Origin of the sequence: Wolbachia endosymbiont of Drosophila bocki (assembly GCF_028982005.1) — a bacterium.
GTDB lineage: Bacteria > Pseudomonadota > Alphaproteobacteria > Rickettsiales > Anaplasmataceae > Wolbachia > Wolbachia pipientis.
On record NZ_JAPQLG010000122.1, the window covers coordinates 1 to 9,575 of the forward strand.

Genomic DNA, 9,575 nt, shown 5'->3' on the forward strand with positions numbered 1-9,575 from the left:
TTCTTTGTCTTTTTTTCTGCTTAGTAAACTTCTTAAACATTTGCAGCGTAAGTTAGTTGCAATTAAAAGCGGCTGAATCTCGCTTTTCAAGCGTTTAAAACATAAAAAACGCCAACATTTTAAAGCGGATAATAACCACGGGGCTTCTTTTGCCTTTTTTTTCATTTGGTAAATTTCTTAACGTTTGTAGCTAAAAGAGCCCAAGAGAGGTCAGTGCTCCTGTGATGTCATTCCAGTCTGGAATCCAGCATTTCACACAATCCCATCAAGAACGTTGTATTTTACATAACACTTTTATGCTTACCAACCCAGTGTCCAATCAAAATTCCTGGATCCCAGTGTCTGGGCACTGGGATGACATCATAGGAACACTGGGATGACACCATAGGGGCACTGCCGTCATAAAGGCACCAGTGTCAGCTACTTGAATGACATCATGGGGGCGCTGGCCTGACAACCGTCATCCCGCTGCTTGTTAGCGAGATACCGCGAATGAATCGCGGTATGACGGTGTAATGACGGTTAAGTAATTCGTTATCCCGCTGCTTGTTAGCGGAATCTGCTGTGGCGACATAAACTCAAATCATTTCAAATTTCAATCCAAAGAGGTATCATTATGTCAAACAACTTCAATTTTAAAGAATTTTTTAACCACTATGAAGCAAATAGTACGTCAGATGATATACAAAGGTATTATTTGCTGTGGAAATCAGTAATAGCGCAGGCAATGATTGATGCAGCAAGTAACTGTAAAAAAACAGAAAGCTTGGTAGAAAAACGTAAGGCAATTTCTTGGTTGTCAGACTTTAGTCAAGATTTTGTGCACACATGTATATTGGCTGATTGTGATCCGGCATACGTAAAAAATAAAATACAGCCAACCTTAAAAAGCCTTACTAGATAAAGCCTTTTTATATACTTAATGAGGTTTACTCCTTTTACCGAAAAAAATATAATTCAATCTCCTATCTATAGTTGCCTCTATATCTTTGATTAATAGCTGCTTTATCATGTTTACTTTTCGCTTTGCATCTTGAGCTTGACGCTCATTGTTACCACTGTTATTGCTGTAATTATTCTTATCACTATAACTACTGCCACTTGGCTTGCTACTGTTACTGAACTCACTACCCTTTTTTCTTCTTGTGTTGAGTATCTGTATTATCTTTTCCTTTAAAAAGGACTTCCAGCCTGTGCCAAGTAATAATTTATAGAGAAAATGCGGAGTAAGAAACGCCACTAATATTCGAATAGAAATTCCGTAACCGAGATCTTCCCTATTTTCATAATACCACCTGCAATATTGAAACAAACGGTAAAACGCATTTTTGAAAGAGCAAAATTCTACAGCATACCAAAAACCATTGCTGAGAAACATGAGCACAATGCCGAATGTGTAAAGATACATTGTGAAGAGAAACAGTTTCACAATTATATCTTTTAGACTACCTAATATATAATTCAATAATCTTAATTTATAGAAAAGTGATATCATTTCACACCCACTTCAATATGGCTGGGGTGGAAGGATTCGAACCTTCGCGTGGCGGTATCAAAAACCGCTGCCTTACCACTTGGCTACACCCCAATACTACTTACATCAATAACACTATTAGCCCAATTAGTAAAAGATTTATTTGCTTTTTCTATGGGCATCACAGCAATAGCTGGCTGATCATAAGAATGCATTGCTTCGATTTTTTCTACAATTTTATCAACTTGATCATTCCTGCTCTTCATAATTGCCACTACTTCACAACCACTGTTAATTTCACCCTTCCATAAATACAGAGAATTCACTTCAGTTACACATACAATTAACTTCTCGTTTAACAATTCTTCAGAAATAGTTTTAGCCTCATTTAAATTTGAAAAAGTTGAAAACTAAATTATTCATTAGAATCTATATAAACGCATTGCTACTATACTCCACTCAGGTTTATCCATCAAGAGAAAATAACGCCAGCGCGCACTGTATGAACATTTGTTTGCAAAGGTAGTATGTTAAGTGTTATAGCTAGTTTGCCTCAAACGTAAAGGTGTCATCCCAGTGCTTGACACTGGAATCCAGTTTTCCATATAATCTCATCGAAAACGTTGTAACCACTTTCTATGCTAGTTTGCTTGTAAACAAGCAAACTTTCCTGGATCCAAGTGTCAAGCACTGGGATGACACCTTTCCTAGCAGAGAAATCACAATGTTCATACGGTTGTACGCATACCGCTGGGATCTAGGATTTTTCTATAGTTTAAAAACAAAAAAGGATGTTACTCATTGAGTAACATCCTTTTGGAGAAGGTGGATAGCTTTGTTTAGTTCGTTTTCACAGCTGTTTGTGCAGCTTGCTGTTGAACGTCAGTGTCAACAGCTACTTTCGTAGAAGGCTGTCCCACCAGTTTGTCCAGATGACCTGTCTTTCTTAAGTCAGCTTGGGTTTTTGCCTTGCCATTTTCAGTAAACATTGTATGTGTTGGAGAAGAAGTTGGTGAATTGAATCCACTATCAGAACCATTACGATTACTAAAAGAATTGTGTAATGTAGATTCAGTTTTAGCACTTAAACTAAATTCTTTTAAGTTTTTCTCCATTGCTGCCCCAACTTCATCTTTACTGAAAGATTGTTCCAATCTTTCTAATGAGCTTGTTGGTGTAGAAGGACCAGATGAACCTCTTGCACTATCAAAAGAATTACTGCGAGTTAGAGTTCCTTTATTCGAATTACCAAGATATTGGTTTACTTTAGGATCACTGAGAACATCTTCACTGAAAGAACTTTGTCCATTTAAGTTAGTCAATGAGGCGCTTCTAGTTGGTACTTCTGGAGTTCCTACCCTAGTAAGGTTGCTAGTACTATTACGTCGTGCAACTCCTGGTCTTCCTCCTATTGTTGCAGTCTTATCAGTATTTTCAGTTGGAGTAGGAGTATCAACGTAAAAAGTGCTATTTCCTATTTTTCTAGGCAGCGTGTCTGATTCAGAAAGAACTTGATATTTAACTTCAGAAGTTTTTTCTGACTTTTTGCCACTTTTGAAAGGTGATGAAACCCTATCCCAAAGTGAAGAAGGTGCTTTTACTTCTTTATGCTCCGCAGGATTTAACAATTCCGCTTCGCTGCTAACAGTACTGTCAGTCTTTACAGAATTTAGTGAATTGCTTCTTGACAAGCTGTTAGATTGTTCAGAGCCTTTTCTTCCCAGTGAAGAGAATGATGATGACACAGACCTAGTTAAACTTTTGACAGAAGGCCTGTTAGCTTTTTTCTCTGCTCTGTCAAACATATTGCTTACGCTTGAGTACAAATGATTTTCTCTACATTCTTTAATAACCTTCTTAATTTCATCGTGACGTTCAGAGAAAACACTGTCGATGAAATAACTACCTTTAGGTAATGACCTTTGTGTTAACAAGTTATGCAAGCTTTTTTCATTTAAATTATTAATGAATTCTTTCTGTACTTGCCATCCAGAAGTATGTTCAATCTCCCCTGATTTTGCCTTCTCTGCCATTTTTAAATCAATTTCTGACGATATTCCAGAAAGTATATTTTTCACTAACCCAGAATTATTTCCTTTATCAGCAAAAATTGCTTTCATATCATTTCTTATTTCGTCAGATTTCTTAATTGCATCTGGAGTAAACCTTTTTACCTTATCTAAATAGTCCGTCTCACCAGATGCCTTATGGAACTTATTTGCCACTCCTTCGCCTACAAAACTAGCGCCTTTTTTCAGTGAATCTACTGAATGTTCATAACCTTCTTTCACCTTATCTTTAACATGTACAGCACCATCTCTAACTTTTCCGGCAGTATATTTCGCCCCATCAACTGTTTTTTTTGCTGACCATTTGAGCCCTTTGAATGTGTATTCAGCTGCTTTCACAGCAAAAAATAGAGTAAGGGCAACTATTGCACCTGTTGCAGCAACCGGTAAAGCAGCTGCCACAAATGGAAGTAATGCACCAACCATCACACCTACTGCACCTACTGCAACCATTTGCTCTTTTGCAGACCAATTAGAGAAATTTTTTATATCATGTAGTTTACCCTGCAAAGCTTCCACAAAAGTAAAACTTTTTTTAACAGGACTTGAATTTGTTTGTTCACTGGCTAACATTTTAAACCTCACTATTAATTAAATATATTATAATTGTATTCCTTGATTCTTAAGTTAGTGTTAAATTGATTGCCAGTATTTATTTGTCTTCAAATAATTTCGCTTGACGTGTTTTGTGGTAACATAGAAAATTAGGTCAAGAAGCTGCAGCATTTATGAAGTATAGAAAAAGAACACTCATCTTTTTGGCTGTTATAACTTTAATAATAATAGCTTTACTATTTAGGTATAATTCCCATTTTCACAAAGACGTAGTGCACTTAAAGAGTGACGACAAAGAATTCAAAAAAAAGCCAGAAAATTCCATAGAGTCGACCATATTACATAGAGAAAAGGAAGTGTACGATCATGTTTTCCATCCTGATGATTAATTTGTAAATAAAATAGGAATTTATGTTTGCATTTTCTTATTAAAGAAGTAACATTAGCGTGTTAATTATAGAATCAATCATTATGTTCGATGATAATAATCCTTGGAATCTGGGAAAGAAACCGGTAGGGAACAAAACTCCTAATAATGAAGATATTTTAAGTAAAGCTGTATCTGATATAAGGTTCTTTCTTAATGGATTAACCAGAAACAGGGGCAAAAAACCTTATTTCATCATTGTCATTATTTTGCTGCTCTATGCTTGCACTGGCTTTTATATTGTCCATCCTAGTGAAGAAAGTATAGAACTTACCTTTGGTAGATATTCTAATACAGAAACACCTGGTTTGCGTTATCACTTCCCCTACCCTATTGGCAAGGTTTTTAAAGTGAACGTTAAGGAAGTAAATCGTGAAGAAATTGGGGTAAGTAGTTCTTATGGGCGAGATACAGATCGCGGTGAAGGCGTGATGCTAACTGGAGATGAAAATATAGTCAACGTTAACTTCGAGGTTCAGTGGCGCGTTAGAGATGCTAAGGACTATTTATTCAAAGTGCGGGATTACAAACCCGGTTTCAGTGTTAAAAATGCTGCTGAAAGTGCCATGAGAGAAATAATAGGTAAAAACACGATCTCTTTTGCACTTGGTCAAGGCAGACCAGAAATTTCTAGAGATACTAGAATTCTATTGCAGCAGATTCTTGATGGATACCAAATGGGCATAGAGATTTTATCTGTTCAAATGAAAAAAATTGATCCACCAGAAAAAGTAATCAGTTCGTTTAGAGATGTACAAAGTGCTCGCGCAGACAAAGAGCGTACTATAAACGAAGCATATGCTTATAATAATGATATTATACCTCGAGCAAAGGGTGAAGCGATAAAGATAAAATTAGATGCACAAGCATATGAAAATGAAATAACAAATGAAGCAAAAGGTAATGCAGATCGCTTTTTATCTCTTTATGAGGAATATAGACAGAATCCTTCTCTCGTTAAGAATCGTATTTATCTTGAAACTATGGAAAATATTTTCAGTAAGGTAGACAAAGTTGTTGTAACTGATGATCTGAAAGGTATGTTTTCTTATTTACCTCTTACAAATTTAGGAAAATAACCATGAGTAGTAATATTAAAATTGTTTTTGTTTCTGTATTTGTTGTTTTATTGATTGTTTTATCTAATTCAATATTTGTTGTGCAAGAAACAAAGCAAGCAATAGTTATACAACTGGGTAAAGTTGTAAGGGATGTTAGGGAAAGTGGCTTATATTTTAAGTTGCCATTCATAAATAGTGTAGAGTTTCTTGATAAAAGAGTTTTAGATTTAAGTCCTGATAAGATCCCAAGGGAAGTGATAACAGCGGATCAAAAACGTATTATAGTAGATGCGTATGCAAAATATAAAATAACAAATCCTGTTACTTTTTACCAGGCTGTGAGGAATGAATCAGGTCTGGTTAGAAGATTATATCCGGTTATAGAAGCTCACATAAGAGAAAATATAGGCAGATTTTCGTTGATTAGCTTGTTGAATGAAAAAAGATCAGAGGTTATGCAATTGATTCAGCGTGGAGTTTATTCTGAAGCTGAAAAATTTGGCATAGAAATAATAGATGTAAGAATTAAGAGAGCAGATTTACCAGAAGAAAATAGTTCTGCAATATTTCGCCGTATGCAAACTGAAAGGGAAAAAGAAGCAAAAGAAATCAGAGCAGAAGGAGAGCAAGCTGGGCAGGAAGTTAGATCAAAAGCTGATAAATTAAAAAGGGAAATTATCTCCAGTGCAGTAAAAGAATCGTACGAAATAAGGGGCCGTGGTTATGCTGAAGCAACTAGAATTTATAATGAGGCATTTAAGGTTGATGAAGAGTTCTTTAACTTTTATCGCTCTATGAGCGCTTACAGTAAATCATTTGCCGAAAATAATACTAAATTTGTACTTTCACCAAACAATAACTTTTTAGATATTTTAAACAAAGGATGGAAATAATTTATGAAAAGTAAGGCATTTATTTTATCTATATTTGCATATTTTCTAATTGCGTTTTCTTCATACGCTAATATGTTTGATTGGGATGCAAAAAAGGTCGTTGATGCTAGCACTACTGCATGCAACTGTAATCAAGGACTTGCCGATTTAGTGGAAGAACTCATTCCTGCGGTTGTAAATATTTCAAGCGAACAAATCATCAAACAAGAAAATAACAGCAGAACTAGAGTTCCATCTATGCCAGGAAATAATTTTTTTGATGATTTTAGAGAGTTTTTCGAGCATTTTGATCAGTTTTTTATGGATAGGGGCCCTAGTGTTAACAAAGAGGTGGTGTTGCTTGGTTCTGGGTTTATTATAGATAAAGGTGGAACTATAGTAACCAATTATCACGTTATTAAAAACGCCAAAGATATCACAGTTACTATGAACGATAATAATTATTTCAAAGCAGAAGTTTTAGGCTATGATGCAAGAACTGATCTTGCTGTACTTAAGATTAATTCTGATAAAGATCTTTCTTCTGTTGCATTTGGTGATTCTGATAAAGCAAGGGTTGGTGATACGGTTATGGCAATAGGTAACCCATTTGGTTTGGGTGGCTCTGTAAGCACAGGAATTATATCTGCAAGGTCCAGGGACATTAGTATTGGCACTATGAATGAATTTATTCAAACTGATGCTGCAATTAATAGGGGTAACTCTGGAGGACCGTTATTTGATTTAAATGGAAAAGTTATAGGTATTAATACTGCTATCTATTCTCCATCTGAGTCTGGCGGCAACGTGGGTATAGGTTTTGCCATACCATCTAATTTAGCTATGTCAATTATTGACACATTAAAAAGTGGCAAAAAAATAAAACATGGTTGGCTTGGTGTGCAAGTTCAGCCTATAACGAAAGAATTTGCTGAGTCCTTGGGTTTAAAAGATATAAAAGGCGCATTGGTTGCAAGTATAGTAAAGGATAGTCCTGCAGAAAAAGGTGGGATTAAAGTAGGTGATATATTATTAGAATTTGACGGTAAAAAAATCGATAGAATGACACAATTACCTCAAATGGTTTCAAGAGCTGGACCTGAGAAAAAAGTGCAAGTTAAGTTACTTAGAAAGAGCAAAGAGGTTAATATTAAAGTTGTGATCGGAGAATCTACAAATGATGGCCAAGATAACAATCAAGAAGAAAATAAATCAACATCTGATTATGTAACCGGTTTAACTGTTTCAAATCTGCCAAAAGAATCAAAAGAAAGTAATCCTACAAAAGGTGTGATAGTTACTAATGTAGATAGTAACAGTAATGCCACGTTGCGTGGTATTAAAAAAGGAGACATTATTATCCAATTAGATGGAACCGATATAGAAAATACTAATGATTTTCAAAAACAAGTTGATTCAGCAGTAAAGAAAAACGGTAAAGATTCAATAATGTTGCTCATTTACCGCAATGGAAATCAATTCTTTACTTCGATAAAGTTGAAGAAATAGCACTCGTAGGTTATTTACTAAATTAGCAGCATTGTAAGCCTGTCATTGTAACACCTCAATCTTACAAGACAAATCAAAACTATTAAAGTCTACATTCCATTCACTAAAATACACATATGGATAATATAAATTTTCTAAAATTCATTGAACTGTGCTTTCGAACAGTGGTGCCGGGATGTGAGTATAATGATTATCAGTACATAAAAGTCATAGCAGACAGGCTGGAAGCAGCGAATGCTGGCGAAGTAAGGCGCATAATATTCAATATGCCTCCGCGTTCAATGAAGTCCATATGTATGAGTGTTGCGTGGCCCGCATGGATACTGGGCAACTGCAAGAATAATAGTTGCAAGTTATTCTAAGTTGCTTAGTGAAAAACATTCGCTTGATACGAGGTGCATAATGCAATCTGATTGGTATAAAAAGCTATTTCCAGAAGTAGAACTATCCAAAGACCAGAACACTAAATATAAATTCCAAACAGTGCAGAGAGGATTTAGAATCGCAACATCAGTTGGAGGAACATTAACCGGTGAAGGTGGTGACTTTATTATTGTGGATGATCCGCTTAACCCTGCTCAAGCTTTGAGTGAAACATTTAGAAACCGTGCCACAAACTGGTTCGATCAGACTTTAGTAACGAGACTCAACGATAGAAAAAAAGGAGTAATTGTGCTTGTGATGCATAGGCTCCACCTGAAAGACTTAACTGGGCACCTCTTATCCAAGCCAAAAAACATATGGCATCACATTTGTTTGCCAATGATTTCTGAAAATAAGGAGGTTATTTATTCAATTAATAACCATACTGGTGTCATTCCAACCCCCCCTCCTGTCATCCCAGTGCCCAGACACTGGGATCCAGAAAATTCAACCGCAAAAGACTGGATTCCAGCATCAAGTGCTGGAATGACACTACCTGCAAGAGTATTATACTCAAGAGAAGAGAATGAGTTATTGTATCCCCTGGAGGGAGGAAGAGAAGAAGTTGAGATGATAAAAGTTGAACTCGGGAGTTACGCTTTTGCTGCTCAATATCAACAAAATCCTCTACCACTTTCAAGCGGTATAATAAAACAAGAGTGGCTAAAGCGCTATAAAAATTTCCCTGATAATCTCTCACATGTAACTCAAAGCTGGAACACTGCAGTTTCAACAAACGATTCCAGCGACTTTAGCGTCTGCACCACCTGGGCAAAAATAGATAATAAATTCTATTTACTTGATGTATATCGAGCAAAGCTTGAGTACCCAAAGCTTAAAGAGCAAGTTCTGTCACTAGCTGCAAGATGGACGCCACACGCAATTTTGATTGAAGCAAAAACAAGTGGTCAGCAATTAACACAAGAGCTAAAGGCAAATAGCGATCTACCGATTATCGAAATAATTCCACACAATGACAAACTCACTCGATTTTATCAAATTGCTCCGATAATAGAGTCTGGCAGGGTTTTTCTGCCGCATCAAGCAGTATGGCTCAGCGATTTCGAATATGAAATTTTAATGTTCCCAGAAGCTCGCCACGATGATCAAGTGGATAGTACGGTGCAATATCTGCAATGGATGAGAAAAATTAACACCAGCGCCCTTAGGGTCAGAGACTTTGGC

The 9,575-nt window shown here is 36.1% G+C and carries 9 protein-coding genes, 1 tRNA gene and 2 pseudogenes; 7 read left to right on the plus strand and 5 right to left on the minus strand.

All coding sequences use genetic code 11. The features are described 5' to 3' along the window. Positions 1-224: 224 nt before the first annotated feature. Positions 225-380, plus strand: coding sequence for a hypothetical protein (locus OZD61_RS02645; protein WP_274979748.1), 156 nt, complete (start codon positions 225-227; stop codon positions 378-380). A gap of 236 nt (positions 381-616) precedes the next feature. Next, positions 617-904 (plus strand): hypothetical protein, encoded by a 288-nt coding sequence (locus OZD61_RS02650; RefSeq protein ID WP_274979749.1) that lies wholly within the window; start codon positions 617-619, stop codon positions 902-904. A 15-nt stretch (positions 905-919) separates the two neighbouring features. Here OZD61_RS02650 and OZD61_RS02655 read toward each other — a convergent pair whose 3' ends face one another. The 5 genes and pseudogenes from OZD61_RS02655 to OZD61_RS05785 form a co-directional block, all read right to left on the minus strand. Beyond that, entirely contained in the window at positions 920-1,495 is a 576-nt protein-coding gene (locus tag OZD61_RS02655) for a hypothetical protein (RefSeq protein ID WP_274979750.1), read from the minus strand. A gap of 18 nt (positions 1,496-1,513) precedes the next feature. Then, positions 1,514-1,588 (minus strand) — tRNA-Gln (locus OZD61_RS02660). After that, a pseudogene (cutA, locus tag OZD61_RS02665) lies at positions 1,579-1,884 on the minus strand (divalent-cation tolerance protein CutA); the annotation flags it as partial. The pseudogene cutA and the gene OZD61_RS02660, both read right to left, overlap by 10 nt. Before the next feature lie 158 nt (positions 1,885-2,042). Continuing rightward, complete coding sequence (locus OZD61_RS02670; RefSeq protein ID WP_274979751.1) at positions 2,043-2,165, minus strand: hypothetical protein; 123 nt, start codon at positions 2,163-2,165, stop codon at positions 2,043-2,045. 148 nt (positions 2,166-2,313) lie between these two features. Then, positions 2,314-4,116, minus strand: coding sequence for an actin-bundling T4SS effector WalE1 family protein (locus OZD61_RS05785; protein ID WP_410543726.1), 1,803 nt, complete (start codon positions 4,114-4,116; stop codon positions 2,314-2,316). A gap of 155 nt (positions 4,117-4,271) precedes the next feature. Here OZD61_RS05785 and OZD61_RS02680 point away from each other — a divergent pair, with 155 nt between their 5' ends. The 5 genes and pseudogenes from OZD61_RS02680 to terL all read left to right on the plus strand — a co-directional run. After that, the gene (locus OZD61_RS02680; protein ID WP_274979752.1) at positions 4,272-4,487 is read left to right on the plus strand and encodes a hypothetical protein; all 216 of its coding nucleotides are present in this window, start codon (positions 4,272-4,274) and stop codon (positions 4,485-4,487) included. Between the two features lie 82 nt (positions 4,488-4,569). Further along, positions 4,570-5,604, plus strand: coding sequence for an FtsH protease activity modulator HflK (gene hflK, locus OZD61_RS02685; RefSeq protein WP_274979754.1), 1,035 nt, complete (start codon positions 4,570-4,572; stop codon positions 5,602-5,604). 2 nt (positions 5,605-5,606) lie between these two features. After that, a complete protein-coding gene (hflC, locus tag OZD61_RS02690) occupies positions 5,607-6,479 on the plus strand; it encodes a protease modulator HflC (protein WP_012673275.1) in 873 nt (290 codons plus the stop codon). Between the two features lie 3 nt (positions 6,480-6,482). Next, entirely contained in the window at positions 6,483-7,967 is a 1,485-nt protein-coding gene (locus OZD61_RS02695; protein WP_274979753.1) for a DegQ family serine endoprotease, read from the plus strand. A gap of 116 nt (positions 7,968-8,083) precedes the next feature. Beyond that, positions 8,084-9,575: pseudogene (gene terL, locus OZD61_RS02700) on the plus strand (phage terminase large subunit); the annotation flags it as partial.